The sequence below is a fragment of the Streptomyces sp. NPDC096079 genome, from assembly GCF_040303145.1.
Classification (GTDB): Bacteria; Actinomycetota; Actinomycetes; order Streptomycetales; family Streptomycetaceae; genus Streptomyces.
Genome location: NZ_JBEOST010000007.1, coordinates 21,375 through 46,564, shown reverse-complemented (window position 1 = coordinate 46,564; position 25,190 = coordinate 21,375). Strand labels below are relative to the sequence as shown.

Sequence of the window (25,190 nt, the reverse complement as noted above, 5' to 3'; positions counted from 1 at the left end):
AGTCTGACCGGGGGTCCGGTCCCTCCTCCTTTGGGATGACGGGACCCCTGACTCCGCCCGGCGGCTGCCGGCCCGGCGGAGGTGACAGACCTGCGACGACTTTTCGTCATTCCAGGGGGTGCGGCTTTGCGCCTGCGACCCCGGTCACAGTTTGGGGAATGGGCCCCCACCTGCACTGACGTACCCTCAGGAGTCAATAAAATAGGACAACATCGGGGAGACGTTCCGCTGATCGGGGGAAACCGTCCCGATAGGCTCATGTGCCAACGCGGAGCTTCGCGGCGACGCCCGGATGGTGGAATGCAGACACGGCGAGCTTAAACCTCGCTGGCCTTCGGGCCGTACCGGTTCGAGTCCGGTTCCGGGCACCACGGTTGCGGCTCTACGGCAGCCGGTCCAGGAGCCAGGTGCCGTACTCCTTCGAGAGCAGCGCGCCGGACGGGGTCGCTCCGCCGGTGATCGTCTCGTCGGCGGCCTCCTCGTCCAGACCGTCGTCCACGCCCCCGCCGACCATGCGCAGGAACACCGGGAGCCGGGGCCTGCCGCCGCCCATCCGGCTGAGCTCGGCCTCGTCCTCCAGCTCGGGGGCGGCCCCGTCGTGGGAGAAGAAGACCCCCGTCCGGTGGTCGATCCGCTGGTACTCCATGCCCGCGAGGGCGTAGCGGGCGGCGAGGGCGCCCTGTCCGGTGCCGCCGACCGTCAGCGGGGCGTCGCCGTGCCGCTCCGCGAGCGCGCGCACGACGGTGTTCTGCACGATCCCGCCGTCGCCCGTCATGGAGCCGTCCTCGGGCAGGGCGAGCAGGACCAGGTCGTGACCGCGCGCCGCGAGCTCCGCGCGGAGCGGGTACGCGCCGTGGTCCGCGGCCGCGGCCAGTTCGGCGAGCCCGGTGCCGGCGTCGCCGACCAGGAGCACCGGGCGGGTGAGGCGCCCGTCCGCGGTGAAGACCCACGCGGTCGCGTGGCGCAGGGGCCAGATCTCGTGCGGCTCGGCGTACATGGGCTCTCCTGGGGAAGGGGTGGTTCCGTACGGGACGAGCCTGGCCGTGCGGGGAGCCCCGCCGCCGGTGAAGATCGGAAACTTACGGGAAAAGATCCTCCCCGAGCACTAGGGAGTTTCTTTTGCCTACCCATTACCCTTGACGCAAGGCCGCGCCGTGCGGTCCGCCATGGAGGAGTGAGATGAGGAGCAGCAACCCGGTCTTCTCGCGACGGGGGTTCAGCCGCGACGCCGGCTACGCGGGCTTCAACGCGCAGCAGCCGCAGGCCGGGGGCCCCGCCGTCGGAACCAACCCGTACGCCACGGGCAACCCGTACGCCCAGGACGCGACGAACCCGTACGCGACCAACCCGTACGCCCCGCAGGACACCCAGCTCGGCGCCCCGCAGCAGGCCCGCGGCAACGTGATGACGATCGACGACGTCGTGAGCCGTACGGCCATGACGCTCGGCACGGTCGTGGTCACCGCCGTCCTGTCCTGGCTGCTGCTGCCTGTCGACCCGGCGAACCTCGGCAAGTCCTACGGCATCGCCATCGGCGCCGCCCTGGTCGCGCTCGTGCTGTCGCTCGTGCAGTCCTTCAAGCGCAAGCCGTCGCCCGCGCTGATCCTGGGCTACGCCGCCTTCGAGGGCGTCTTCCTCGGCGTGATCTCCGCCGCCGTCTCGACGTACATCGCCGACGGCGTGGTCATCCAGGCGGTCCTCGGCACGATGGCGGTCTTCGCCGGTGTGCTCATCGCCTACAAGCTGGGCTGGATCCGGGTCAACCGCCGCTTCGTCGGCTTCGTGATGGCCGCCGCGATGGGCTTCATGCTGCTCATGGTGGCCAACCTGCTGTTCGCCGTCTTCGGCGGCGGTGACGGCCTCGGCTTCCGCAGCGGCGGCCTCGGCATCGTCTTCGGCATCGTCGGCATCATCCTGGGCGCCTGCTTCCTCGCCCTCGACTTCAAGCAGGTCGAGGACGGCGTGACCTACGGCGCGCCGCGCGAGGAGGCCTGGCTGGCCGCCTTCGGTCTCACCATGACCCTGGTGTGGATCTACCTGGAGATGCTGCGTCTGCTGTCGATCCTCCAGGGCGACGACTGACGCACCCCCTGACTCGGGGGAGGGCCCGTCCGGCTTCGCGCCGGGCGGGCCCTTTCGTACGTCCGGGAGGCCGTGGCGCGGGGGAGGGCTCAGAGAAGTCTGCGGGCCGCCCGCCGCAGGTCGTACTCGTGCAGGATCGCCTTCGCGTGGCCGTACGTCAGGTCGTGCGCCCCCCGGAGCCAGCTGACGCGCTCCTCGAAGCGGCGGAGGGAGGGGCCCTCCTCGACGGTGCGCATCCAGTCGGCGATCTCACGACCGGTGCGGCGCGGGATCCGGGCCAGCAGGTTGCGGTGGGTCTCTTCGGAGAAAGTCTGGGACATCGGCGCCTCCGGACGCTTCGTACCGTGTGCTTCTCGTACTCCTTCCCGTCACCGTGCCGAAGCCTCGGGCCGTTGGCAAGGGGCCAGGGAGGGCGCGTAGGGTCGCGGAGTGCGCGATACGAGTGAACTGAGCACCGCCGTCGAGCGGTTCGCCGACCGGCTGCGGGCGGCCCCGCAGAGCCGTCTCCAGCAGTCCGCGGCGGCCGAGGGACTGGCCCTGGCCAGGGAGTTGTCCGTGCGCGCCCAGCGCGCCGAGGCCCCGGACCGGGAGCCGCGCACTCTGCCGGACGCGGGTCTGTTCGCGGTCGGCGACCAGCTCGCCGTCGCCGGGAACGATCTGGCCGAGATCCTGCGAACGGCCCCGGCCGCTTCCCATCAGGGGGAGCTGGACGAGGCCGTGAGGCTGGTACGGGAGGCGGCGGAGCGCTCAGGGCTCTGACACCGCCCCTGGGGCCTTCCATGGCCCTTCCACGGCCCTTCCAGGGCCTTCCGGGGCCTACAGGGAGGCGATCACGCGGTCCGCGAGGATGTAGACGTTCTCCTCGTCCGTGTCGCCGTACGAGAAGGTCAGGGCGAAGGCGCCCGAGACGCCCGAGCCGCCGAGCAGTACCGGGGTCCGGCCCGCGCGCAGGGCCTCGGCCAGGCGCTCCGCGGTCTCCCGGTGGCCCGGGGTCATACAGAGCGTGGTGCCGTCCGCGAAGACGTACACGTCGAGGGTGCCGAGCGGGCCCGGGCGCACGTCGGTGAGCGCGGTGCGGGTGTCCGCGAGCTCCTCCAGGCGGGCCACCGTCCGCTCGTGGTCGGTGACGACGGGGGTCTGCACCGGCACGAAGTCCGGGTGCGAGGGGTGCCGGCGACGGGCCGCGGCCAGCTCCGCCGAGTCCTCCGGGTACTCGTCGAAGGCATCCAGGGCGTCCAGGGGGTCGGGGCCGTCGAGCGCGGCGGCCTCCGCCTCCATGGCCTCCAGGGCCATCGCCTCCAGGCCGGCGAAGTCGGCCTGGCGGGGGACGAAGAAGGTGCCGTCGTCGGCCTGGCCGCCCAGACCGCCGAGCAGGGACGGAGCGTCGGCCGCGTCACGGGCCTCCTGCGCGGCCCAGAAGGCGCGCGCCTCGGCCAGCTCGCGCTCGCGCTCCTCCGCCAGCGCCTCGGCCACCGCGGCCCGTATCTCGGCGGCGGGCGTGGCCCGGGCCGCGGGCACCGTCCCGCCGTGGCCGGCGGCCAGCTCGCCCCGCAGGGCGGTGACCTCCTTGCGGAGACCGTGGACGGCGTGCAGGGCAGCAGCGCCCACGGCCGTGGCAGCGGCCGTGGTCAGCAGCAGGGCAAGAGACATGGCGCTCACTGACGTACTCCCGATTCCGAGTCGATCCCCCGACTTCCTACATCAGCTTGTCCCGGGGTGGTGCCCGCTGTCAGTGCATTACGTCACGAATTGGACAGGTATTTCTGCCCGGCGTTTAGTCCCGAAACGGCTCTGACCTGGGAAAACGAACTCCCCCGGGATGTAGGTCACATCCTGGGGGAGATTCGGTCACGGCTCGGACGCGGAGCGGTTGACGCGCTCGGTCCCTGGACAGCGGGGGATCAGCCGGCCCCGTCAGCCCGCCTGTGTCAGCTCAGTCGCTCGCTCCTCTGGTCGCACCGAGCTTCGCCACCGCTGCGGGCAGGTGCCGCCTTCGTTCCTCAGGCGACCCCTACCCTCCGCTACGGCTCAGCTCAGTCGCTCGATGACCATCGCCATGCCCTGGCCGCCGCCGACGCACATGGTCTCCAGGCCGAACTGCTTGTCGTGGAACTGGAGGCTGTTGATCAGCGTGCCGGTGATGCGGGCGCCGGTCATGCCGAAGGGGTGGCCGACGGCGATGGCGCCACCGTTGACGTTCACCTTGTCCAGGTCCAGGCCCAGGTCCTGGTAGGACGGGATGACCTGGGCGGCGAAGGCCTCGTTGATCTCGGCGAGGTCGATGTCGTTGATCGTCAGACCGGCGCGCTTGAGGGCCTGCTTCGAGGCCTCGACCGGGCCGAGGCCCATGATCTCGGGGGAGAGGCCGGAGACGCCGGTGGAGACGATGCGGGCCAGCGGGGTCAGGCCGAGCTCGCGGGCCTTCGTGTCCGACATGATGACGAGCGCGGCGGCGCCGTCGTTCAGCGGGCAGCAGTTGGCGGCGGTCACCAGGCCGTCGGGGCGGAAGACCGGCTTCAGGCCCTGCACGCCCTCCAGCGTGACGCCGGCGCGCGGGCCGTCGTCCGCCGACACGACCGTGCCGTCCGGCAGCGTCACCGGGGTGATCTCGCGCTCCCAGAAGCCGTTCTTGATGGCCTGCTCGGCGAGGTTCTGCGAGCGCACGCCGAACTCGTCCATCTCCTGGCGGCTGATGCCCTTCCAACGGGCCAGGTTCTCCGCGGTCTGGCCCATGGCGATGTACGCGTCGGGGACGACGCCGTCCTCGCGCGGGTCGTGCCAGTTCGAGCCCTCGGAGGCGGCGACCTCGGCGGTGCGGGCCTCGGCCTCGGCGAAGAGCGGGTTGTGCGTGTCGGGCAGCGAGTCCGAGTTGCCCTTCACGAAGCGGGACACCATCTCGACACCGGCCGAGATGAAGACGTCGCCCTCGCCCGCCTTGATCGCGTGCAGCGCCATGCGGGAGGTCTGCAGCGAGGAGGAGCAGTAGCGGGTGACCGTACAGCCCGGCAGGTGGTCCATGCCCATCTGCACGGCGACGATCCGGCCCAGGTTGTTGCCCTGCTCGCCGCCGGGGAGGCCGCAGCCGAGCATCAGGTCGTCGATGTCGCGCGGGTCCAGCTCGGGCACCTTGGCCAGGGCGGCCTGGACGATGGTCGCGGTGAGGTCGTCCGGCCGCAGGTCCTTGAGGGAGCCCTTGAAGGCCCGGCCGATGGGCGAGCGGGCGGTCGAGACGATCACGGCTTCGGGCATCACGGCTCCATGAGGGTGCGGAGTGGGCGGACTGAAAGGGAAGTTACCCGTACGTACCGCCAGGGTCACCGTTGCCGGTATGTGATGCGGACCTCTTTTCTAAGCGAGCGCTCAGTCTTCCTGTCCACCAGGCTACGCCTGGGCGTCCTCCGGGGTCGGGGACTCCGCCGTGGGCAGCCGGCGCCGGCGGCGGTGCTTCAGGAGCGCCCACGGCGCACGCGCGCCCGTGACCTCCGTGCCCGCCTCCCGCACCGCCTCCGCCGCCGCCTTCGCCACCGGCAGGATGTCCTCCCGTCGTGCCGGCTCCAGGCGGTCCGTCTCCGGCCAGACGCCCAGCGCGGCGCAGAGCGTGGGCAGGACCGCCATCGCCGCCGTCGCGTACCCCTCCGCCGAAGGGTGGAAGTTGTCGATCCCGAACATCTCGCGCGGGTTCGCCGCGAACTCGGGACCGAGGAGGTCCCCGAGCGACACCGTCCGCCCGCCCTGCTCGACCACCACGATCGTCTGCGCGGCCGCCAGCTGGCGCGAGGCCCGCCGGGCGAGCCAGCGCAGCGGCTGGTAGACCGGCTCGATCGTGCCGAGGTCCGGGCAGGTGCCGACCACGACCTCCGCGCCCGCCGTCCGCAGCCGCCGTACGGCCGAGGCCAGCAGTCGTACGGATTCCGTCGCCGGCAGCCGGTGCGTCACGTCGTTCGCGCCGATCATGATCACGCAGACGTCCGGCGGCCCGAGCGGCTGCGCGAGCAGCAGCGAGACCTGGCGCTCCAGGTCGTCGGAGCGCGCCCCGGAGAGCGCCACGTTCCGCAGGACCACCGGCCGCTCCGCCACCGCCGCGAGCCCGGAGGCGAGCAGCGCGCCCGGGGTCTGACCCGTGCGGCGCACCCCCTGGCCGGCCGCCGTGGAATCACCCAGAAGGGCCAGCCGCAGCGGGTCCTGGGTGCCGAAGGCCCGGCCGTAGAGGCCGTCCGCCACCGGCGGCAGCGGTGCGGGGGCGCCGTAGACCGTGCGCTTGGCCAGCTGTGCCTCGGCCAGGAGGACACCCACCGCCGCCACCCCGATCAGCCCGATGCTCCCGCCGCCGTACGCCGCACCTGCCGCGATCCGTCGCGCCACCCTCGCCCTCGACATGGGGCCGTCACCTCCTTCAAGCCGTTCAGGGTCTAACTGCCCCGTAACCCGCTCCGACTACGCATACGCTGGCCACACCATTACGGAGACCCCGGAGATTACGGTGCAATTCCACGACTCGATGATCAGCCTCGTCGGCAACACCCCGCTGGTGAAGCTCAACAACGTCACAGCGGGCATTCAGGCGACCGTTCTGGCCAAGGTCGAGTACTTCAACCCCGGAGGCTCGGTCAAGGACCGGATCGCCGTGCGCATGATCGAGGCGGCCGAGGAGAGCGGCGCGCTCAAGCCCGGCGGCACCATCGTCGAGCCCACGTCCGGCAACACCGGCGTCGGCCTGGCGATCGTGGCCCAGCAGAAGGGCTACAAGTGCATCTTCGTCTGCCCCGACAAGGTGTCGCTCGACAAGATCAACGTGCTGCGGGCCTACGGCGCCGAGGTCGTGGTCTGCCCCACGGCCGTCGACCCCGAGCACCCCGACTCGTACTACAACGTCTCGGACCGGCTCGTCCGCGAGACGCCGGGCGCCTGGAAGCCCGACCAGTACTCGAACCCGAACAACCCGCGCTCGCACTACGAGACGACCGGTCCCGAGCTCTGGGAGCAGACGGACGGGAAGATCACCCACTTCGTCGCGGGCGTCGGCACCGGCGGCACGATCTCCGGCACCGGCAACTACCTCAAGGAGGTCAGCGGCGGGCAGGTGAAGGTGATCGGCGCGGACCCGGAGGGTTCGGTCTACTCGGGCGGTTCGGGCCGCCCGTACCTGGTCGAGGGCGTCGGTGAGGACTTCTGGCCGACCGCGTACGACCGGAACGTCACGGACCGGATCGTCGCCGTGTCCGACAAGGACTCCTTCCAGATGACCCGCCGCCTCGCCAAGGAGGAGGGCCTCCTCGTCGGCGGTTCCTGCGGCATGGCCGTCGTCGCGGCCCTGGAGGTCGCCAAGGAGCTCGGACCGGACGACGTCGTCGTCGTCCTGCTGCCGGACTCGGGCCGCGGCTACATGTCGAAGATCTTCAGCGACGAGTGGATGGCGGGCCACGGCTTCCTGGAGGACACCTCCACCGCCACCGTCGCGGACGTCCTGCGCCACAAGGAGGGCGGCCTGCCCTCGCTCGTCCACATGCACCCGGACGAGACGGTCGGCCAGGCCATCGAGGTGCTGCGCGAGTACGGCGTCTCCCAGATGCCCATCGTGAAGCCGGGCGCCGGCCACCCCGACGTCATGGCCGCCGAGGTCGTCGGCTCGGTCGTCGAGCGCGAACTGCTCGACCACCTCTTCACGAAGAAGGCCTCCCTGGAGGACCCGCTGGAGCAGCACATGAGCGCGCCGCTGCCGCAGGTCGGTTCCGGTGAGCCGGTCGCCGACCTGATGTCCGTCCTCGGCGAGTCCGCCGACGCGGCGATCGTCCTGGTCGAGGGCAAGCCGACGGGTGTCGTGAGCCGTCAGGACCTGCTGGCCTTCCTGGCCAACGGCGGTTCGAAGTAGGCGGTACGCGGCAGTTCGCGCAACCGGTACGAGGGCGACACGTACCCGCAGCACCCGCTTAACACGCGACCGGCACAGTGGTGTTCGTCGGCGTCAGGGACCTCCGGAGCGGCTCCCGGGACTCCATGGACGCCGCGGACGCGGTGACCGGCCCTGACCCGGGCCCGTGTCCCCCGCGGGGACCGCCGTCGTCCCGCCCCCCGGTGACGGGGGTGCGGCGGTCCCCGCGCCACCTTCTCGCACGACCCGCTCGGGCCCCCGTTCACACGGGGGCCCGACGGCGTTCGGGTCCTGGTCACCGTGGCTGGTCACGCTCTGGTCAAGCGGGCGGGCGGGGACTACTGTCGCAACGCTCCGGACCGTTTCGGAGGCGGGGGATCCCGGGACGTCCCGAACTCCGCCCGGCGCTCTTGACGGCCACCGCTGTCATGATCATGATCGCGCGTGGCGTGGACGTACGGCCACCGTTTCCGGGGGAGGCTTCCACGCCGCACGTCCTGAGAAGGAGCGGCAGTTGAGATTCCTCCGTACGACGCGAGCACCCCTGGCAGCGGTGGCTGCCGGTGCGCTGCTCGCGGGACTGTCCCAGGGCGCGGCCCTGGCGCAGCCCGGGCCCACCGCCCCGCCGGCGCCCGTCACCTCCACCACCCCCGGGCCGGACAGCGTCCCGCCCGCCGACCGCGCCGAACTCCTCGGCGACGACTGGCAGAAGTCCGCCGACATCGCCTGGACCACCACCGGTGACGCCCAGGGCTTCCACCTGCTGACCGCCACCGAGCAGAGCGGCTACGCCTGGAAGACGCTCGCGTCCCTGGCCGAGCCCGGCTTCGACGTCGACCAGTGGATCGGCAACGCCTGCGTCACCGGCTCCGGCAAGCGCGCCGTCGTCGTCTACGCCCCCCGCACCTTCACCAACGACCCCCAGCTGATGGCCCGCGGCGGCTTCACCGCCGTCGTCGACCTCACCAGCGGCGCCGTCACCAAGCTGAAGGTCAACGCCTCGCTGTCCTACTACAACCCCGGCTGCGGCGCGGACGAGGAAGCCGTCCTCACGCAGTCCCCGGGCGAGGACCGGAAGCAGACCCGCCTCTTCCGCGTGAACACCGCCACGGGCCAGGTCGGCGAGCCCGTCGTCGTCGACGGCCAGATCACCTCCTCGGTCCCCGCCGGAAGCGGGAAGATCGCCGCGGCCTCCGGGCGCACCCTGGTCGAGATCGACACCAAGGGCGCCAAGAAGAAGCTCGCGACGACCGGCACCGTCCCGTACCGCATCAGCAAGGACAACGACGGCGGCTACGTCTTCCTGGAGCGCGACCAGCGCGACAGCCTCCAGGAGAAGGAGACGACGTTCGTCCGCCGCTGGGCCGGCAAGAAGCTCTCCAAGCTCGGTCACGGCCCCCTCGGGAACGCCGGCCTCACCCGGGTCGGCGGGCAGGTCTACCTGACCGGCGACGTCACCCCGGAGAGCGGCGCGAGCCTCCCGAAGTCCGTCACCCGGCTGTCCGGCGTCCAGAAGGACGCCACGCTGTCCACCAAGGCGCGGGCGGTCGTCCAGCGCACCGTCTGGGCCGACAACATAGGCTCGCCGAAGTACCTCCAGCGGGAGAAGGCCTCGGACGCCCGCCCGGTGAACATCGACACCACGCTGCGCGACACCGGCAAGAGCGTCGACTTCACCGTCATGCCCATGGACGTCACCGCCCCGGAGTGGGAGACCTCCCGCACCCCGTCGCCGCTCCTCGGCACCCGCAAGGGCACCGGCACCGACGCGGGCGGCCCGACGGCCCAGACCGCCGGCGCCCGCGCCCTCACCGCGACGACGGCCGCCGCGACCGCCTCGGGCTCCTCGGACGAGATCGTCGAGTCGGAGCGCACCTGCTCCGTGCCCCGCAACGACCCCCGCAACCAGGCCATGCAGCCCAAGCCGCGCCAGGTCGAGTGGGCCGTCGACAAGGTCGTCACCGGCAAGCTGAACATCGGTGCCTCGCGCCCGGCGAACTGGAAGAACCTCGGGATGCCGGCATACGCGCCGCAGACCCTCTTCCCGAACCCGGTCCTCGAAGGCGGCGGCCGCGTCCCCGCGCAGGTCCTCCTCGGCATCACCGCCCAGGAGTCGAACATGTGGCAGGCCTCCCGCTCCGCGGTCCCCGGTGTCACCGGCAGCCCGCTGATCGGCAACTACTACGGCGTCGACTACTACGACGGGAACCCGGCCAACGACTGGGACGTCAACTGGTCCAAGGCCGACTGCGGCTACGGCGTCACCCAGGTCACCGACCACATGCGCTACGCCGGCCGTGAGCACGGCAAGGGCGGCACCGCCTGGGACTACCAGCAGCAGCGCGCGGCCGCCCTGGACTACGCGGCCAACATCGCCGCCGGCATCGGCATCCTCGTCGACAAGTGGAACACGACCCGGCGCGCCGGACTCCAGGTCCACGACGGCAACCCGGCCAAGCTGGAGAACTGGTTCTTCGCCCTGTGGGCGTACAACTCCGGCTTCTACGAGAACGTCAACGGCAACGACGCCTGGGGCGTCGGCTGGGCCAACAACCCCGCCAACCCCGAGTGGGACGCCGGACGCCTGCCGTTCATGGAGGACCGTCTCGGCAACGAGGACGCCTCCGCGGCCGCCCGCCCGCAGCACTGGCCGTACCCCGAGAAGGTGCTCGGCTTCGCCGCCCACCCGCCGTCCTTCCTGGAGTCCCCGGGCGTCCTCGTCGCGGCCTTCCGCGCCGCCTGGTGGAACGGCACCACCGAGGACGCCACCGTCGTCGGCTCCGCGAAGTACAACCGCGCGCGCGTGAAGCCGCCGGAGGACCTCTTCTGCGGCGTCTACAACTGGTGCGAGCCCTCGAAGATCTCCGACGGCGCGAAGAACGAGCCCGGAGCCGGTCCCTGCACCCGCGACGACTTCCACTGCTGGTTCCACCTGTCCGTGCAGTGGAAGACCGACTGCTCCTACTCCTGCGGCAACGAGCTCTTCCGCTTCACCTCGCCGGACTACGACGCCGAGCAGGCCGACGGCACCGCCTACCCGCCGAACTGCAGCCGCACGGGTGCGCCCGCCGGCGCGCTGATCGTCGACGACCTCCCCGGCGGCACCCCGTCGGTCAGGCCGGGCTGCGCCAACAGCGACTGGTCCAACTCCGGTACGTTCACCGCGAACTTCCAGGGTGAGTCCGGCATCGACCACAACGGCAACGCCGCGACGGTGTACCCCGGCAAGATCGACATGCACCAGCTCGGCGCGGGCTTCGGCGGCCACTTCTACTTCGGCCACACCCGGGACGTCACCGCCAAGGGCGACCGCCTCAACTTCACCGGCACCTGGGCCCTGAACCAGGGCCGCACCGACTGGATGCGCGTCCTGGTCCACCTCCCCGACCACGGCGCCCACACCCAGCAGGCCCGGTACGACATCGACACCGGCAGCGGCTCCTTCAACCGTCACCGGTACGTCAACCAGAAGCGCGGGACCAACGGCTGGATGTCCCTCGGGGCCTTCCAGATGAACGGCGTGCCCCGCGTCCAGCTCACCACGGAGACCGAGGACGGCACCGGGGACGACGACATCGCCTTCGACGCCGTCGCCTTCCAGCCGCTGCCGGGCAAGCCCCAGCAGGTCGTGCAGATGGGCGACTCCTACACCTCGGGCGAGGGCGCCGGCTCGTACGCCAAGGAGTCCGACAACGACATCGACGTCAGCTCCCGCTGGAACGCCTGCCGCCGCAGCGCCAACTCCTGGGTCCGCAAGACCACCCTGCCGGGCCGCTCGGCCTCGATCGGCACCCTCGCGGACAACTTCTCGTCCGAGCTGGAGCTCCAGAACGTCTCCTGCTCCGGAGCGCGCTCCTGGCAGATGACCACGGGCCACGCCGTCGACGAGAACAACAACGAGGTCTGGGGAACCGACGGCAACTTCCACGAGCGGTTCCAGATCGACTCCGGCGTCCTCAGCGGTGACACCGACCTGGTGACGCTCACCGTCGGAGGCAACGACGCGGGCTTCCCGGACGTCATGAGGGACTGCGCCACGCTCGGCTGCCCGGCCGAGGAGGACGTCCACAAGGACATCGACGACGCCATGGTCGGAGTCGAGGACCTGCTGCGGAAGATCCACACCGAGGCCTGGAACGCGAAGATCGTGCTGCTCGGCTACCCGCAGATCTTCAACGAGGACTCGCTCACCTGCATCAGCGGCGTCGGCGGCGCGGGCATGATCCGCATCAACGACAACGCCGTCTACATGGAGGGCAAGCAGCGGGCCGTCGTCGACAAGCTCAAGACGGCCGGCCTGCCGGTCTTCTTCGAGTCCCCCGACGCGGACTTCGCCGGCAAGAGGGCCTGCGACTCCCCCGAGGGCATCAACAAGATCGTGACCGCGGGCAAGGGCCCCGGTGACTTCAAGTGCGAACTCGGCGGCACCTGGTGCATCAGCCGGGAGAGCTACCACCCCAACACCACCGGCACGTCGGCCTACTCCCAGGCCTTCCGTCGCGCGGTGGGCAACCTGCCCAAGTAACCCCGGGACACAGTGACAGCAGAACGCAGAGGCGGAACCGCACCCTGGGCCAAGGTCCTGGGTGCGGTTCTGCTCGTCCCCGCCCTGGCGCTCGTCGCCCTCTACCTCCTCGCCCAGGCCCGCGAGTCGGACCGGCGGGACGCGGCCTTCGAGGCCACCCGGGCGGACGCGGCACGGTTCGCCGACGCCCTCGTCGCCGGCGAGGGCGTCACGCCCTCCGACCAGGACGTGCGGGACGCCCTCGACCGGTTCGCCGGCCACGGCCCCCGCCTCGGGAGGCTCGCGGGGGTCCGCCCCGGCGAGCACGACACCCGGGTCTTCGTCCTCTTCTCCCGCCCGTACGAGCGGAGCACGGCCGTCTTCGGCCCCGCCGACGCCATGGCCACCCGCTGCTTCACCATCGAGCTCCCGAGGACCGGACCGGCCCGGCCCCGGGTCACGGCCCATGGACCGGACGTGTCCTGCACGACCGAGGCCGCCGCCACGCACTGACGGCGAAGGCCCGGGCCGGAGCCCGGGCCTTCGTCCGCGGGTCAGCGGCGCAGCGCCTCGACGGGCTGGATGCGGCTGGCCCGCCAGGCCGGGTACAGCCCGGCGAGCAGGCCCGTCACGAGGCCGATCACCGGGGCGGCGACGACCGTGGCCGGCTGGATCACGGGGGTCCACTCGCGGGCCATGGCCACACCGACGACCACGCTCACCCCGAGCGAGGTGCCGATCAGGCCGCCGAGCGCGCCGAGCACCCCCGACTCGGCGAGGAACTGGGCCAGCACGTGCCGTCCCCGCGCGCCGAGCGCGCGCCGCAGCCCGATCTCGCCGGTCCGCTCCATGACGGCGACGAGCGTCGTGTTGGCGATGCCGACCGAGCCGATGAACAGACAGACGGCGGCCAGCACCAGGAACAGCTGCCCGAGGTCCCCGCTGACCCCGCTGCGCAGGGTGCGCGGATCGGGCGGCGGCACGGCCCTCAGATACTCGGGGTGGTCCGGGCGCACCGCGACCGGCACCTCGCTCGCGACCTGCTGCGCGGCCCCCACCCTCGTGCTCACGAGCATCTCGGCGCCGTCCTTGGGCGGGCCCCACAGCTCCTGGGCGGTGCTGCGCGGGACGATCACCGACAGCAGCAGATCGGCCTTGCGCCGGGTGTCGTCGACGATGCCGATGACGGAGAACGCCTCGTCGCCGATGAAGAGCGCCGGCCGGGTCTCCAGCGTGGTGATGCCGAGCCGGGCCGCCATGCCCACGCCGATCACCGCGACCCGCTGCCGGGTCGCGTCGTGCCAGCGGTCGTACACCCGCCCTTCCCGTACGGACGGTTCGGCCGCGAGCAGCGCGCCCGAGGACGCGGCGACGACCTGGATCTGGCTCGCCGCCCCGGCCCCGGCGACGGGCGCGGAGCGCACCTCCTGCCCCTCGCGCAGCTGCACCGTCCACAGGACCCCGCCGTGGGTGACGCCGTTGAGGCGCTCCACCCGCCGGTCGGCGTCGCCGGGGAAGGCCAGCGGCTCGAACTCGGTGTGCTCGCCGCTGACGTCCTGGACGGTCACCTCGGTGGCGCTCAGGTCGCTGAAGCGGGCGTCGATCTGCGAGGCCGCCGTGGCGGTGAGGCCGAGCACGGCGACGAAGGAGCCGACGCCGAGGACGGTGCCGAGGGCCGTCAGCGCCGCGCGCGCCGGGCGCTGGAGCAGACCGGCGGTCGACTCGGACACCAGGTCCCGCCAGTGGAAGCGGGACGGCTCGATCCCCTCGGCGCGCCGGCCGGTCCGCAGCCTCACTCCGCCCGTCCCTCGGTCAGCACCCCGTCCCGGATCGCGAGGGTCCGGGCGCCCCGCCGGGCCACGGCGGGGTCGTGCGTGATGACCAGCACGGTCATCCCGTCGCGGTGCAGGTCCTCCAGGAGCTCCATCACGGTGGCGGCCGTCGCGGTGTCCAGGTTGCCCGTCGGCTCGTCGCAGAGCAGCAGCGAGGGGCGGGCCGCCAACGCCCGCGCGATCGCCACGCGCTGCCGCTCGCCGCCGGACAGGGTCGTCGGGACGGCGTCCAGACGGTGCCCGAGCCCGACCCGGACCAGGGCGTCGCGGGCGGCGGTGACCCGGTCCTTGCGGGGGACCCCGCCGTACACCATGGACAGCGTCACGTTCTCCACGGCCGTGCGGTGCGGCAGCAGGTGGAAGGCCTGGAAGACGAAGCCGATGCGCCGTCCGCGCAGCGCCGAGCGGTCGGCGTCGCCCAGCGAGCCGGTGTCGATGCCGTCGAGGAGGTAGTGCCCCTCGGTGGGGGAGTCGAGCAGCCCCGCGATGTTGAGGAACGTCGACTTGCCGGAGCCCGAGGGCCCCACGATCGTCACGAACTCGCCCTTGCGGACGGTCAGGTCGCACGGCTTGAGGGCCGAGACCGCCGGCGGCCCGGGGTAGGTCAGCCCGGCCCCGCGCATCTCGATGACGGGCGCTCCGGCGGAGGAACCCGCGTCCGGGCCCGCGTGCGTGGCGTCGGCCGGTTGGTCCGTGTGCGTGGAGTCGGCCGGTTGGCCCGCGTGCGTGGCGTCGGCCGGTTGGCCCGTGTCCGTGGCTTCGGCCGGGCGGCCCGTGGCCGGTGCGGCGGGTGTCGTCGGCCCGGTCACGGCGTGCCGAACCCGGACGTGTCCGCGCCGGTGTCCGCGCCCGCCGCGACCCCGGTGATGACCTGGTCGCCCGGGGACAGTCCGGCGCCGCCCGCCGGCCTGACCTCCACGTAGCCGTCACCGGTGCCGCCGGTGCTCACGGGGACGCGGATCCGCTGCCCGTCGGCCCTGACCACCGTCACCGCGGTGCTGCCGTCGGCACCCGCCGAGACGGCGGTGACGGGGACGACGAGCACCTTGCCGTCGGTGGCGGCGGTCTGCACCGTCAGCCGCACGTCCTGCCCGGCCATCGACGCGTCCAGCGGCTTGTCCGGGGCGACGACCATGGCGTACCCCTGGGCGGCGGCCGTCTTGTCCGGGCCGCCCTCGCCCGCTGCGGCCGCGGGCTGCGGGCGGGCGAGACCGGTCGCGACGGAACGCACCGAAGCGGCGGCCGACGTGCCCTCCCACTCGGAGAAGATCTCCACCCGCTGCCCCGGCCTGACCAGGCCGCGCTGGTGCTTCTGCAGATAGCCCTCGACCACCAGGACGCCCGCCGACACGGTCAGCGCGGTCCCCTCGGCCCTGCTGCCGACCCCGGCCGCGACCGAGTCGACCCGGGCCGGGAAGCCGTTCAGGTACACGACCTCGGAGGCCGGCAGCATGGGCCCGGTCCGCTCCTTGATCCGGTCGAGCCGGGCCCTGGTCTTCGCCAGGTCCTCGCGGGCGCGGCGGAGTTCGACGGCCGTGTCGCTCCCGCCCCCGGGGCCGGCGGCTCCGGGGCCCGCCTTGCCGTCGGTCCCCGCCGAGGCCGGGGCGCGCCGGGCGGCGGCCTGGATGTCCTCGATCCGGCGCTCCGCCTCGGTCACCGCCTCCTGGGCGCCGGTCAGCTCCTCCTCGCCGCCGTCCTCGGCCGGCAGCGGGTCGTATCCGACGCTGCGGTAGAAGGCCGTCAGGGCGGCCTTCGTCCCGGGCCCGAAGAGCCCGGAGCGGTCTCCGCCGGTGTCCTGGCCCCGTTCCCGCAGGGCGCTCTGGAGCTGGGCGACGTCCTCGCCCTCGGCGCCGGGCTTGAGGTCCCGGTACACCGGCACGCTGCCCTTGAGGGCGATCACGGGCCGTCCGGACACCTCCATCAGGACGCGGCCGGAGCGGAAGGTGTCCCCGGCGTTCACGTTCATCTTGGTGATGACGGGCGCGGCCCCCGCCCCGCCGGAGACGGCGGCGGAGACCTGGACGGTCTGGGAGGCGCGTACGGACCCCCGGAGGATCACCGCCTCCTGGAGGACGCGGTGCTCCACCGGGGCGGTGATGACGCTGGGCGGCGGCGCGGCGGTGTCCGCGGCGGCCTGGGCGGGCGACTTGATGACGCGGGCGGCGACGACGCCGAGGCCCGAGACGAGCACGGCGGCCGCGGTCACGGCGCCGAGCAGGCGTCGCCGGCGGGCCAGGGCGTTGCCCGGTCCGCCGGCCCTGGGCCGTGCCTCCTCCACCTCGTCGAGGAACGGCGGAGCCTCGGGTCCGTTGTCCACGGCTGTCCCCTCCATCTGCGCGGTGGGCCGCCCCGTCCGCTTCATCCGCGGAGCGCCGCCTCGGCGGCCTTGACCGCCTGGAGGTTCTTCTCCTTGAGCTGCTGCAGGGCGAGCTGGTTCCGCTCGACCTGCTGGGTCTGGAGCGCGGTCTCCGTCCGGTGCCAGACGCGGACGAGGTCCGTCTCCTTCTTGCAGTCGATGTCCGCCAGGGCGGCGGAGATCTCCTTCGGCGACGTCTCGGCCCCCTCGACCCGGGGCACGAGATCGATCGCGGCGTAGGGGTCCGCCACGGCGTACCCCTTCTTCCGCATGCAGCCCGACCAGGCCTTGACGGCCGCCCGGACCCCGGGGCTCTCCTGGGACTTCACGAGGCTGTCGTGGTCGAGCCGGCTGGAGAGGCCGAAGTCGATGCGGGCGCCGATCCGGTCGAAGGAGGCGCCCTGGCACCCGTCCTCGGGGATCTTCTTCCCCTGGTACGTGGCCGGTGCGGGTTCGGCCCGGGGGTCGAGGCCCTTGCGGCCGGTGAGGACGGCGACGGCGGCGGCCGTCAGCTTCGGCGGTGCCGGGTGCTCGGTGGTGTCGGGCGGGATGCCGAATCCGTACTTCTCCGCCATGGCGCGGTCGGTGATCCCGTACCGCCGGGACATGTTGGCGTCGTCCGCGTTCGGCGGCGGGTTGGTGCCCACGGGCGGGAAGACGACGGTGAAGCCGAAGTCGGCCATGCACCGGGTCTGGAGGCTGCGCGCGGCCCGCTCGATGACGACGGAGTCCTGGTACGTCTGCATGTACTGCTGGAGCGGCAGGACGAGCCCGCGGGCGAGCCCGGTCTCGGGCGTCGCGCGGGGCCACTTCGACTCGTCGACCCGGACGCCGGCGGCGGCCGTCGGTGTCGTGGTGCCGGTGGTTCCGGTGTCCCCGCAGCCGGTCAGCGCGGTGAGGGCGAGGCCGGCTCCGGCGAGGGCCGCCAGGGTCCGCGTGAGCGGTCCCGGGGCGGCCGGCCGGAGCCCGGCACGCTCACGCGAAGTGCGAGGAGGCATTGTTGTTCTTCAGGGTGGCGTCCAGGTTGGTGCTGGAGGCGCAGGCCCAGTAGTGCGGGATGGACTGGGAGTGGCCCGCGTAGCCGGAGTTGTAGTAGACGCGGTAGCCGTCCACGGTCGAGCAGTTGTTGGCCGAGGCGGCGTTGTTCTTCACGAGCTGCCCGGAGCCGTCGCCCTGGCCGGAGGCGAACACGAAGACGTAGTTGACGGTGCCCGCGTCGGTCCCGTTGTACGAGATGGTCTCGCCGGCGTGGTTGTACTGGTTGCCGTAGAACCGCGCGAAGCTGCCGCTCGGGTTGCCGTTCCCGGAGCTGGCGACCGAGTGGTAGTTGAGGTAGAGGTCGCCCTCGGTGCAGTTCCGGTAGGCGCAGTTGTCGCTGACGTACTCCGTGGAGACGGCGGCGGCGGGCGTGGCGGTGTACATCGTGGTGAGGGCGGCGGCAGCGGCGGCGGCCGTGGCGCCCACGCGCGTACGAACGGAACGGACCTTCATGGATCCCCCAGAGTTCCTTCGGACTTCCCGGTGTCCGGAGGCGTCGGCTTCCGGACGCGCAGAAGGTAACCGGCCGCCGGGGCGGGGGTCTAGGCCAATCCGTGGAGGGCCGGGGTGTCTGGTTTTTCGGACCTTGTTGTGATCATGGCGGATGCGTGAGGTCGGTGCACAGGGTCGCCCGTCGCGCCTTCCTGATCGTCAACTAGGCTGCTCAGGAGGGGTAGTTGGGGAGGGTGGGGGTGGGGTGGCCCGCCCGCGGGAAGCGGTGGCGCGGCAGGGGTGGACCGGCCGCCGTGTGACGCAGGTCACCAGGGGTGTCTTGGGGTGCGGACCTCCCCTCGCCGAGCGGCCCGATATGCATATCCTTATGCAGAAGCTCCATGGATGAATAGACGGAAGGGGGCGGCATGAGCGACAGCCCGGCCGGCCGGCTGCAGGCGCTCTTCGAAGGGCACCGGCTGACGCCCACGCAGCGGCGGATCGCGCACTGCATGGTGCGCCGCGCCGCCGACGTGCCGTTCCTGTCCAGCGTCGAGCTCGCCGAGCTCGCCGGGGTCAGCCAGCCCTCCGTCACCCGCTTCGCCGTCGCCCTCGGCTTCGACGGCTACCCGGCGCTGCGCAAGCACCTGCGGGAGACCATGCCCGCCGCCGCCGAGGAGGCCTCCGGCCACAACGAGTACCAGCAGGCCGTGCTCGCCGAGATCGAGAACCTCCGGCACCTCGCCGGACTCCTCGCCGACCCCGCACCCGTCGAGCGGGCCGGCCGCCTCCTCGCCGCGTCCCGCCCCCTGCTCGTCCTCGGACTGCGGGCCGCGTCCTCGCAGGCGCGGGGCTTCGCCTACTTCGCCGCCAAGGTGCACCCGGACGTCCGGCTGCTCGACGAGGGCGGCTCGATGCTCAGGGACCGCGTCGACGCGGCCGTACGGGCCGGGGCCACGGCCCTGCTCTGCTTCGCGCTGCCCCGGCACCCCCGCGAGGTCGTCGAGGCCCTGGAGTACGCGCGGGCGGCCGGGCTCGCGGTCGTCACCGTCGCCGAGTCGGCGTTCGCGCCCGTCGCCGCCCACAGCGACCTGCTGATCCCGGCCGCCGTCGGCACCGGCCTCGCCTTCGACACGGCCTGCGCGCCGATGCTCCTCGGCCGGGTCCTGCTGGAGGCCATGGCGGACGAACTCCCCGACGCGCAGGCGCGCCTGGAGGAGTTCGACACCAAGGCGGCGGCCCGGGGCCTGTTCGTCGAGTAGGCCCCGCGCGCCGCTGCGGATCAGACGTCCAGCTCGGACTCGATCTTCTTCAGGTGGTGGCGGGCCATGGCCAGGTTCGCGCGGTTCTTGTCGAGCGCCAGGTACAGGAACAGGCCGTTGGTGCCGCGTCCCTTGAGCAGCCGGATCAGGTGGTACTGGCTGCCGAGGGTGATCAGGATGTCCTCGATGTCCTCCTGGAGCCCCAGCATCTCCATCGTCCGGAGCTTGGCCCGGACGACGTCGGTGTTGCCCGCCGCGGCCATGGTCAGGTCGAGTTCCTTGCCGCCGCCGATCGTGCCGAGCGCCATACCGCTGGTGTAGTCGACGAGGGCCGCGCCGATCGCGCCTTCGATCGCGGCCGCTTCCTTGAGGGAGGTCTCGGTGTTCGCCATGGTGTCGTACTTCTTCCTTCTCGGTGCTGATCGGACGGATTCAGTTCAGGTCTCTGCGTTCCAGCGCGCCGTCGACGAGTTCGCCTATCCGGGCGCTGGACCTGCGGGCCTCCAGATGGAGCCGCCCCACGTTGATCCGGGGTTCGGCGAGCAGCGTCAGGACGGCCGAGCCGCCCGCCGCGTACGTCGCCACGTAGCCGTTCTCGCCGCGCACGAGCAGCTCGCGGAAGCGGCCCTGCCCGGTGGAGTCGGTCAGCCGCTGGCCGACGCCGAGCGCCGCCGCCGTCAGTGCGGCCACGCTCTCCGCCTCGCCGTCCACCGTGTCGTGGGCGAGCACGAGGCCGTCGGCACTGGCCGCCAGGGCCCCGGTGAGCTGGGGCAGCCGGGCCCGCAGCCGTCTGAGCTCGCCGAGGACCTCGGCTTCTACCGGCATGAGCTGTCTCCTCTCGGCGCGCATGCGCAGGGCACGCCTCATCACAGGTGTGCCTCCAGGGCGTCACGGAGCCGGCGCAGCAGGGCGATGTCGGGATCGGCCACCGGCAGGGCGGCCGATAAGGGCGGTGGCGCGGGACCGGGGTCCGGTTCGGGGGCGAGGGGCGTCTCGACGAGCCCGGCGGCGGCGAGGCGCCGCACGTCGAGCAGCGTGTGGAAGGCGGGCCGGCCGAGCAGCCGGGCCAGCTCCGCCGGGGTCCGCTCCCCGTCGGCGGCGGCGAGCAGCGCGCGCTGCCGTGCCCCCACGGTCTGGCCGGGCGCGGCGGGGCGTGGCACCACCGGGGCGGTGTCCACGGCGGCGTACGGCCAGACCGCGTCGAGGAGTTCGCGGCGGCGCACGGTCTCGCGCTCCACGGCCTCGGCGGAGACCGGCCGCACCGTCCCGAACCAGTGCCCCACCCCGTACCGGAAGCGGGTCGGCCCGCTGGTGGGGGAGAGGGCGAAGAAGGCCGCGTCGAAGACGGCGCCGAGGTGGCAGATCTCCAGCTCGCCGTCGTGCAGCCGGCCGCTGTCGACGAGGAACCGGCCGACCGCGCGGTGGGCGCCGGCCCGGTCGACGGCCTCGTCCCAGCCCTCGCGGGGCAGCCGCCCGCCGGTGGTCAGGAGGACGTCGACGCCGGGGGCGGCGGGGGACTCGGCGTGCACGACGCGGCCGTCGACGAGGTAGAGCGTGCCGTGGTCGCGGAGGAGGGCGCCGGTGGCCTTCTCGGCGGCGAGCCGGACCAGCATCGGGGAGACCGTCGCCCGGCTCATCCGAGGACCAGCCGCTCGGCGAGGTCGCGGAGCCGGAGCCGGGCCAGCGCGAGGTTTCCGGCGTCGCGGTCGAGCCAGAGGTGGAGGAAGACGCTGCTGTCGAAGGCGGTCTCGACGAAGCGGAGGACGTGGTAGCCGGCGCGGGTGGTGACGATCAGGTCCTCGACGGGCGGGCCTTCACCGGGGTCCTCGCCCATCGCGGTGAAGGAGTCGAACTCGGCCGCCGAGCGGGCGAGTTCTGCGGTCTCGGCGGCCGTCGTCTCGTGGTCGCCGACCGGCGAGTCGCCCGCCGTCCCGAGAGCGAGGCCGCTGGTCCAGTCGACCAGGGAGGCGCCCCGGGCCCCCGGCAGGGCCATGGCCTCCAGAAGGCACTCGTCGATTCCGGGCACGCGGATTCCCCTCCCGATGCGGCGTGCGAACGTGCGGCAGTGACGGTGACGCTACTGAACGTTCCGGCCCGGGGGAGGGGTTCTGGCATTTTCCATCGGAACATGCCGCTGTCTGACGCGAATTGATCTGAAGGGATCCGTCCGGATCACGCGGTCAGCCGCGCGACTCGACGTTCCTCGCGATGTCGGCCAGGTCCTTCGCGAGCGCCTTCGCGACCGCCTTCGCCCCGAAGCGGGCGAGCAGCCGGGCGACGAGCCCCGGGGCGCGGCCGCCGGCGGGCCGGGCGGAGAAGGCCATCCGCAGGGTGGTGGAATCCCCGCCGCCGGGTGTCAGGGTGAGCTCGGAGACGTAGTGCATGCCGTGCGATTCGGCCACCGTGACGTACCGGTCGGGCGGCTCGCACTCGGTCACCGTCATCTCCTCCGTGGCCTCCTTGCCCAGCATCCGCCGGGTCTCGCGCCAGCGCGTGCCGACGCCGAAACCGCCCTCGGTGAGCACCTCCACCCGGTCGACGCCGGAGAGGACCCGGGGCATGTCCCGCAGGTCGGTGATCGCCTCCCAGACGCGCCCGGGGGAGGCGGCGACCCGGCGCTCGACCACGACGGAGGTGGTGTCCGTACCCGTTCCAGTCATGGCTCCATCGAAGCCGGGCCGCCGCGCCCGCGCTACCGGAGGACGGTGTCCCGGCCGAGCAGCGCGTCGGCCCGTGCCCCGCCCGCCTCGGCGACGATCTCGTCGAGCGACTGGGCCTCGCGCACGGTCGCGAACGTCACCGCCCCGTCTCCGTCGACGGTGAAGCCGTGGATCGCGGGCCGGGGCAGGCTGTTGTACGCGTAGTGGTGGGCGAAGTAGTAGGCGCCGGTGTCCGGCACCGCCACGACGTCCCCGGGGCGCAGCAGCGGCAGCTCGCGGCCCGTGGCGAGCAGGTCCCCGGCGAAGCAGGCGGGGCCCGCCACGTCCTGGACGGTGGTCTCCCCGGCGCGGGGCCGGCCCTCGGAGTCGTACGCGAGGACGCGCAGCGGCCAGGAGCCGGGGGCGTAGACCGTACGGGTGGCGAGTTGTACGCCCGCGTGGGTGACGGCGATGGGACGGCCGCCGGAGGTCTTCGTGTACTCCACCCGGGCGAGGACCGTGCCGTGCTTGGCGAGCAGGGAGCGGCCGAACTCGGTGACGAGACGGTAGCGGCCGTCGAACAGCCCGGGGACGGTGTCGGCGAGCAGCCGGGCGTACTCCGCGTACGTGGGCGTCTCCTCGTCGGAGGTGAAGTTCACCGGCAGGCCGCCGCCGATGTCGAGGGTGTCGATCTGCTGCCGGCCGGCCTCCCGGTTGATCTCCTCGGCGAGCGCGTACGCCTCCCCGACCCCCTCGGCCATGAGCGCGAGGGGAACGCCCTGGGAGCCGGTGTGGGTGTGCAGCCTGGTCAGCCAGGGCCGCTCCAGGAAGGCCTGGACGACGGTCTTGCGGGCGCCCTCGTCGCGGAGCGCCACGCCGAACTTGGAGGTGGCGGTCGCGGTCGAGAGCGCGCCGATGGAACCGGCTCCGACCTGCGGGTTCACCCGGAGGCCGAGCGGTGAGGCGGTGGGCGCGGAGGCGACGAGCGCGTCGAGGCGGGCCAGCTCCTGGAGGTTGTCGGCGTTGACGGCGATGCCGAGCGCGAGGGCCTGGCGGAGCTCGGCCGGGGTCTTGGCGGGGGAGTCGAGGACGGTGTGCGTGGGCGGGATCCCGGCGGCGCGGGCGAGGGCCAGCTCGCCGGGGCTCGCGACCTCGACGCCGAGCCCCGCCTCGTACAGGAGGCGCAGGACGGGGACGAGCGGGGTGGCCTTCACGGCGAAGGCGTGCAGTACGTGCGCGTCGGTGACGGCGGCGAAGGCGCTGGTCAGGGCGGCGGCGGAGGCGCGGATGCCGGCGGTGTCGAGGAGGGCGACGACCGGTTCGGCGGGCGGGAGGAGTCCTTGATCGACGGTGGCTCGGACGGCGAGATCGCGACGGGAGGAGGCCATGCGGCCCATCCTCGTCCATCGCATGGCCGGTACGCCCTGTTGACTACAACTATTCAGCGAGACAAGATGTGAATATCTGAACGACATTCGAGGAGGCACCCCCATGTCAGGACCCCGCCCCGTGCGAGCAGCCCGCGGTACGGAACTGAGCGCCCTGGGATGGCAGCAGGAAGCCGCCCTCCGGATGCTCCAGAACAACCTCGACCCCGAGGTCGCCGAGCACCCCGACAAGCTCGTGGTCTACGGCGGCACCGGCAAGGCCGCCCGCGACTGGCGCTCCTTCGACGCCATGGTCCGCACCCTGCGCACCCTCAAGCAGGACGAGACGATGCTCGTCCAGTCCGGCCGCCCCGTCGGCGTCATGCAGACCCACGAGTGGGCGCCCCGCGTCCTCCTCGCCAACTCCAACCTGGTCGGCGACTGGGCCAACTGGGAGGAGTTCCGCCGCCTGGAGCACCTCGGCCTCACCATGTACGGCCAGATGACCGCCGGCTCCTGGATCTACATCGGCACCCAGGGCATCCTCCAGGGCACCTACGAGACCTTCGCCGCCGTCGCCGCGAAGAAGTTCGGCGGAACCCTCGCCGGGACCATCACCCTCACCGCCGGCCTCGGCGGCATGGGCGGCGCCCAGCCCCTCGCCGTGACGATGAACGACGGCGTCGCGATCTGCGTCGACGTCGACCCGCGCGCCATCGAGCGCCGCATCGAGCACCGCTACCTGGACGTGAAGGCCGACAACCTGGCCCACGCCCTCCAGCTCGCCACCGAGGCCCGCGACGCCCGCCGTCCGCTGTCCATCGGCCTCCTCGGCAACGCCGCCGAGCTGCTCCCGCAGATGCTCGCCGAGGGCGCCCCGATCGACATCGTGACCGACCAGACCTCGGCCCACGACCCGCTCTCGTACCTCCCGATCGGCGTCGCCTTCGACGACATGGCCGACGCCGCCGCCAAGGACCCCGCCGGCTTCACCCAGCGCTCCCGCGAGTCCATGGCCAAGCACGTCGAGGCCATGGTCGGCTTCATGGACGCCGGCGCCGAGGTCTTCGACTACGGCAACTCGATCCGCGGCGAGGCCCAGCTCGCCGGCTACGACCGCGCCTTCGCCTTCCCCGGCTTCGTCCCCGCCTACATCCGCCCGCTGTTCTGCGAGGGCAAGGGCCCGTTCCGCTGGGCCGCGCTCTCCGGCGAGGCCTCGGACATCCACAAGACCGACAAGGCGATCCTCGACCTCTTCCCGGAGAACGAGTCCCTGCACCGCTGGATCAAGATGGCCGGCGAGCGCGTCCACTTCCAGGGCCTGCCCGCCCGCATCTGCTGGCTCGGCCAGGGCGAGCGCGACAAGGCGGGCGACATGTTCAACGACATGGTCGCCGACGGCACCCTCGCCGCGCCCCTCGCCATCGGCCGCGACCACCTCGACTGCGGCTCCGTCGCCTCCCCGTACCGCGAGACCGAGGCCATGCTCGACGGCTCCGACGCCATCGCCGACTGGCCGCTGCTCAACGCCATGGTCAACGTCGCCTCCGGCGCCTCCTGGGTCTCCATCCACCACGGCGGCGGCGTCGGCATGGGCCGCTCCATCCACGCCGGCCAGGTCTCGGTCGCCGACGGCACCAAGCTCGCCGGCGAGAAGATCCGCCGCGTGCTCACCAACGACCCCGGCATGGGCGTCATCCGCCACGTCGACGCGGGCTACGACATCGCCGAGCGCGTCGCCGACGAGAAGGGCGTCCGCGTCCCGATGCGCGAGGGCGACCGGGACGACGAGGGTGACTCCGCGTGAGC

At 72.5% G+C, this 25,190-nt stretch carries 23 protein-coding genes and 1 tRNA gene; 8 read left to right on the top strand and 16 right to left on the bottom strand.

Translation table 11 applies throughout. The annotated features are described in order from the left end of the window. Window positions 1–286: 286 nt before the first annotated feature. Window positions 287–371 (top strand) — tRNA-Leu (locus ABTY59_RS16495). Between the two features lie 11 nt (window positions 372–382). On the opposite strand, the gene ABTY59_RS16490 is transcribed toward ABTY59_RS16495, so the two are convergent. Beyond that, window positions 383–997, bottom strand: a complete 615-nt coding sequence (locus ABTY59_RS16490) for a hypothetical protein (protein WP_352019645.1) — start codon at window positions 995–997, stop codon at window positions 383–385. A gap of 182 nt (window positions 998–1,179) precedes the next feature. On the opposite strand from ABTY59_RS16490, the gene ABTY59_RS16485 reads away from it, so the two are divergent. Continuing rightward, the gene (locus ABTY59_RS16485) at window positions 1,180–2,082 is read left to right on the top strand and encodes a Bax inhibitor-1/YccA family protein (RefSeq protein ID WP_352019644.1); all 903 of its coding nucleotides are present in this window, start codon (window positions 1,180–1,182) and stop codon (window positions 2,080–2,082) included. An 89-nt stretch (window positions 2,083–2,171) separates the two neighbouring features. On the opposite strand, the gene ABTY59_RS16480 is transcribed toward ABTY59_RS16485, so the two are convergent. Continuing rightward, window positions 2,172–2,402: a DUF4287 domain-containing protein gene (locus ABTY59_RS16480; RefSeq protein WP_352019643.1), complete on the bottom strand. Its 231-nt coding sequence runs from the start codon at window positions 2,400–2,402 to the stop codon at window positions 2,172–2,174. A 109-nt stretch (window positions 2,403–2,511) separates the two neighbouring features. Here ABTY59_RS16480 and ABTY59_RS16475 point away from each other — a divergent pair, with 109 nt between their 5' ends. Then, window positions 2,512–2,841 (top strand): hypothetical protein, encoded by a 330-nt coding sequence (locus ABTY59_RS16475; protein WP_352019642.1) that lies wholly within the window; start codon window positions 2,512–2,514, stop codon window positions 2,839–2,841. Between the two features lie 57 nt (window positions 2,842–2,898). Here the strand turns inward: ABTY59_RS16475 and ABTY59_RS16470 are convergent, their stop codons facing one another. The 3 genes from ABTY59_RS16470 to ABTY59_RS16460 all read right to left on the bottom strand — a co-directional run bounded on the left by ABTY59_RS16470 (window position 2,899) and on the right by ABTY59_RS16460 (window position 6,459). Further along, a complete protein-coding gene (locus ABTY59_RS16470; RefSeq protein ID WP_352019641.1) occupies window positions 2,899–3,732 on the bottom strand; it encodes a hypothetical protein in 834 nt (277 codons plus the stop codon). A gap of 378 nt (window positions 3,733–4,110) precedes the next feature. Continuing rightward, window positions 4,111–5,331: an acetyl-CoA C-acetyltransferase gene (locus tag ABTY59_RS16465; RefSeq protein WP_352019640.1), complete on the bottom strand. Its 1,221-nt coding sequence runs from the start codon at window positions 5,329–5,331 to the stop codon at window positions 4,111–4,113. A 132-nt stretch (window positions 5,332–5,463) separates the two neighbouring features. Beyond that, window positions 5,464–6,459 carry an SGNH/GDSL hydrolase family protein gene (locus ABTY59_RS16460; protein WP_352019639.1) on the bottom strand — a complete coding sequence of 332 codons (996 nt, stop codon included), beginning with the start codon at window positions 6,457–6,459 and terminating at the stop codon, window positions 5,464–5,466. A gap of 103 nt (window positions 6,460–6,562) precedes the next feature. Between ABTY59_RS16460 and ABTY59_RS16455 the strand changes: the two genes are divergently transcribed. The 3 genes from ABTY59_RS16455 to ABTY59_RS16445 all read left to right on the top strand — a co-directional run bounded on the left by ABTY59_RS16455 (window position 6,563) and on the right by ABTY59_RS16445 (window position 12,968). Next, a complete protein-coding gene (locus tag ABTY59_RS16455) occupies window positions 6,563–7,951 on the top strand; it encodes a cystathionine beta-synthase (RefSeq protein ID WP_352019638.1) in 1,389 nt (462 codons plus the stop codon). 514 nt (window positions 7,952–8,465) lie between these two features. After that, window positions 8,466–12,476, top strand: a complete 4,011-nt coding sequence (locus tag ABTY59_RS16450; RefSeq protein WP_352019637.1) for a hypothetical protein — start codon at window positions 8,466–8,468, stop codon at window positions 12,474–12,476. Between the two features lie 12 nt (window positions 12,477–12,488). Further along, window positions 12,489–12,968, top strand: a complete 480-nt coding sequence (locus ABTY59_RS16445) for a hypothetical protein (RefSeq protein WP_352019636.1) — start codon at window positions 12,489–12,491, stop codon at window positions 12,966–12,968. Window positions 12,969–13,009: 41 nt separating this feature from the next. Here the strand turns inward: ABTY59_RS16445 and ABTY59_RS16440 are convergent, their stop codons facing one another. The 5 genes from ABTY59_RS16440 to ABTY59_RS16420 form a co-directional block, all read right to left on the bottom strand. After that, entirely contained in the window at window positions 13,010–14,251 is a 1,242-nt protein-coding gene (locus ABTY59_RS16440; RefSeq protein ID WP_352019635.1) for an ABC transporter permease, read from the bottom strand. Beyond that, a complete protein-coding gene (locus tag ABTY59_RS16435; protein WP_352019905.1) occupies window positions 14,248–14,910 on the bottom strand; it encodes an ABC transporter ATP-binding protein in 663 nt (220 codons plus the stop codon). The genes ABTY59_RS16440 and ABTY59_RS16435 overlap by 4 nt, the downstream gene beginning before the upstream one ends. Before the next feature lie 182 nt (window positions 14,911–15,092). Continuing rightward, a complete protein-coding gene (locus ABTY59_RS16430) occupies window positions 15,093–16,604 on the bottom strand; it encodes a peptidoglycan-binding protein (protein WP_352019634.1) in 1,512 nt (503 codons plus the stop codon). Window positions 16,605–16,645: 41 nt separating this feature from the next. Beyond that, window positions 16,646–17,641: a hypothetical protein gene (locus tag ABTY59_RS16425; RefSeq protein ID WP_352019633.1), complete on the bottom strand. Its 996-nt coding sequence runs from the start codon at window positions 17,639–17,641 to the stop codon at window positions 16,646–16,648. Further along, window positions 17,619–18,134, bottom strand: coding sequence for a hypothetical protein (locus tag ABTY59_RS16420; RefSeq protein WP_352019632.1), 516 nt, complete (start codon window positions 18,132–18,134; stop codon window positions 17,619–17,621). The genes ABTY59_RS16425 and ABTY59_RS16420 overlap by 23 nt, the downstream gene beginning before the upstream one ends. Before the next feature lie 407 nt (window positions 18,135–18,541). Between ABTY59_RS16420 and ABTY59_RS16415 the strand changes: the two genes are divergently transcribed. Next, window positions 18,542–19,375, top strand: coding sequence for a MurR/RpiR family transcriptional regulator (locus ABTY59_RS16415; protein ID WP_352019631.1), 834 nt, complete (start codon window positions 18,542–18,544; stop codon window positions 19,373–19,375). Window positions 19,376–19,395: 20 nt separating this feature from the next. On the opposite strand, the gene ABTY59_RS16410 is transcribed toward ABTY59_RS16415, so the two are convergent. From ABTY59_RS16410 to ABTY59_RS16385, 6 genes are all read right to left on the bottom strand, one after another. Beyond that, window positions 19,396–19,767: a hypothetical protein gene (locus ABTY59_RS16410; protein WP_352019630.1), complete on the bottom strand. Its 372-nt coding sequence runs from the start codon at window positions 19,765–19,767 to the stop codon at window positions 19,396–19,398. A 40-nt stretch (window positions 19,768–19,807) separates the two neighbouring features. Further along, window positions 19,808–20,242 carry a roadblock/LC7 domain-containing protein gene (locus tag ABTY59_RS16405; RefSeq protein WP_352019629.1) on the bottom strand — a complete coding sequence of 145 codons (435 nt, stop codon included), beginning with the start codon at window positions 20,240–20,242 and terminating at the stop codon, window positions 19,808–19,810. Continuing rightward, window positions 20,242–21,012 (bottom strand): transcriptional regulator, encoded by a 771-nt coding sequence (locus tag ABTY59_RS16400; RefSeq protein ID WP_352019628.1) that lies wholly within the window; start codon window positions 21,010–21,012, stop codon window positions 20,242–20,244. The genes ABTY59_RS16405 and ABTY59_RS16400 overlap by 1 nt, the downstream gene beginning before the upstream one ends. Continuing rightward, window positions 21,009–21,401: a roadblock/LC7 domain-containing protein gene (locus tag ABTY59_RS16395; protein WP_352019627.1), complete on the bottom strand. Its 393-nt coding sequence runs from the start codon at window positions 21,399–21,401 to the stop codon at window positions 21,009–21,011. The genes ABTY59_RS16400 and ABTY59_RS16395 overlap by 4 nt, the downstream gene beginning before the upstream one ends. Window positions 21,402–21,555: 154 nt before the next feature. After that, entirely contained in the window at window positions 21,556–22,035 is a 480-nt protein-coding gene (locus ABTY59_RS16390) for an SRPBCC family protein (RefSeq protein ID WP_352019626.1), read from the bottom strand. Window positions 22,036–22,067: 32 nt separating this feature from the next. Next, the gene (locus ABTY59_RS16385; protein ID WP_352019904.1) at window positions 22,068–23,411 is read right to left on the bottom strand and encodes a type III PLP-dependent enzyme domain-containing protein; all 1,344 of its coding nucleotides are present in this window, start codon (window positions 23,409–23,411) and stop codon (window positions 22,068–22,070) included. A gap of 94 nt (window positions 23,412–23,505) precedes the next feature. Here ABTY59_RS16385 and hutU point away from each other — a divergent pair, with 94 nt between their 5' ends. Beyond that, a complete protein-coding gene (gene hutU, locus ABTY59_RS16380) occupies window positions 23,506–25,188 on the top strand; it encodes a urocanate hydratase (RefSeq protein ID WP_352019625.1) in 1,683 nt (560 codons plus the stop codon). Window positions 25,189–25,190 lie beyond the last annotated feature (2 nt).